We start from the raw sequence: 2,119 nt of genomic DNA, 5'->3' as shown, positions 1-2,119 counted from the left end.
GTGATGAACCACGCCCAAAGGTGCCCGCGGCCGCCATGCGCCCCATTCCCGGACACATCGGTTACTTCCTCGGACGCACATTCAACCCGTTCAAATGACGCGGCCGGTCGCGGCGCGCGCTTTTCCGGCGAACGCGCCCGGCCATGCCACACGACGCTGGCGGCATGCAGCGCTCCGGTGAGCGATGAGATGCGAGCACAGCCAGGCCAGTGGCCGAAACGATCTGTCACGATCAGGGATTGGGGTTCCAGCCCCGCACCCGGGGAATGACAGCCTCCGGCACGACCAGCGTGGCCGCGAGGGTGAGCGCTTTGACCGCCGCCCCGAAATGCTCCAACCCCGGGGCCAGGATCGCGGTGGCCCGAATCTTGTTGGCGCTGTCGATGATCAGCGTGGTCGGCATGAACGTGTCCTCGTCGATGTCGAGCACGTGAGTGATGCTGCACCCATGCGCCGCGGCGAGTTCGACGAGCGTGTGCCGGTCGGCCTCCGGCGTGGTGCTGATGGTGAGGTTCAGCAATCCGAGAGCGATGGCGCCCACGTGTTTCCTTCCATCCATCCGCGATCGCGGAAGTACCGGTAGTCATCCCTGGTCACCAGCAGGGCGGCAACCTTGGTGGAGCAGTGCCACGCACAGCCCCCATGGACCAGCAGCGCGTTCTCGGCATCCCGAGGCGAACGCGTGGGCCAGCGCGGGTTGTCGTGACGGCGCTCGTCGGCGGTGGTGCGAATGCTGGGTGCCTGCGTGAGCGGGACGACGGCACAGGTCGGCGGAATGTCAGCGCCCATGGCCGTACCCGAAGTCGCGCGGCCGGTCCAGATACGCAGGCAGCGCCTGGTGCCCGTACGACACGAAACTGGGCAGCGGCCGCAACTCCCCCGGCTCGACAGCGAGCGTCAGATCGGGAAACCGCCCGAACAACGCGGGCAGCGCTTCGATCGCCTCCATCCGCGCCAGGGCCGCCCCGAGGCAGTAGTGCGGCCCATACCCGAACGACAGATGCTCCTTGTTCGCCCGAGCCGGATCGAACACATCGGGCTCCGGCCCGTGCAGCCGCGGATTACGATTCGCGGCGGCGAAGCAAGCGAGAATCGCCTCACCGGCTTCGATCCGCCTGCCCACGATCTCGATATCGGTAACCGCATAGCGCAGCGGCAAATTCGGCACCGGCGGCGCATACCGCAAGCACTCCTCGATCAGCTGCGACCACGTCACGGCGCCGACCCGCAATCGAGCCAGCAGCTCGGGCCGGGTCAACAGCTGGCAGACGGCCCGATCGATCAGATTGACGGTCGTCTCGTACCCGGCGCTGATCACCAGCAACAGCGTGTGAACAAGCTCTTCTTCGCTGAGCCGATCCGCCTGCTCGTCCCGGTGGCTGATGAGCAGGCTGGTCATATCCGCCCCGGGCTCGACGCGACGACGCGCCACCAACTGCGTCAGGGTGTCGACCAGCTCGGTGAAGGTGGTCCGCGGGTCCCGCGTCGGACTGGTGGAGAAGATCTCCTCGACACACACCCGCAGTCGCGGTCGCAGCTCGGCGGGGACTCCCATCAGGGCGGAGATCACCCGCAAGGGCACCTGGGTGGCGTAGTCCTCGCGCAGGTCGATCACCGCCCCGTCGGGCCGGGCGGCGAGATCGTCGAGCAGCCTGCGGATGATCATCCTGATCTCCGGACGCAACGCGGCGACGCGGCGAGCGCTGAAAGCGGGGCCGACGAGTCTGCGCAGCCGGTGGTGCTCTTTGCCGTAGGCGGTGAACATATTGCGCACCGACACCCACGCGATCTGCGGCCAATCCGCGGGCACTCCCCCGGCGATGAAGGCGGGCCAGTGTCGATGGGCGTCCTTGGACACCCGCCAGTCGGTGAACAGCTGCTTGATCACCTCGGCATCGGTGACCGCCCACGCGGGGATGTCGCCGGGCAGCAGCACCCGGACCAGCGGCCCGCGCTCACGCAACGCGACGGCTTCGCCGATGATGTCGGCGCCGGTGACGTCCAGCCGGATCGGCTCGGGCTCACGGCCGGGCACGGGGGTTGTTTGCAGATCGGTCATGAGAGGAGTCGCCTAACGCTCAGCGGAGGGTCGGAACCGACAGTGACGAAACAGGTGTGA

General features: G+C 67.5%; 2 protein-coding genes. Both read right to left on the bottom strand.

Going from position 1 to position 2,119, the window contains the following annotated elements; all coding sequences use genetic code 11:
* Positions 1-232 precede the first annotated feature (232 nt).
* The gene (locus QH283_RS02105) at positions 233-541 is read right to left on the bottom strand and encodes a hypothetical protein (protein ID WP_280501327.1); all 309 of its coding nucleotides are present in this window, start codon (positions 539-541) and stop codon (positions 233-235) included.
* Between the two features lie 237 nt (positions 542-778).
* Positions 779-2,059: a cytochrome P450 family protein gene (locus tag QH283_RS02100; protein WP_280501326.1), complete on the bottom strand. Its 1,281-nt coding sequence runs from the start codon at positions 2,057-2,059 to the stop codon at positions 779-781.
* Between the last annotated feature and the right edge of the window lie 60 nt (positions 2,060-2,119).

Source organism: Nocardia farcinica (assembly GCF_029867845.1).
Taxonomy (GTDB): Bacteria; Actinomycetota; Actinomycetes; order Mycobacteriales; family Mycobacteriaceae; genus Nocardia; species Nocardia farcinica_A.
This window is presented reverse-complemented; position numbering and strand designations above follow the sequence as displayed.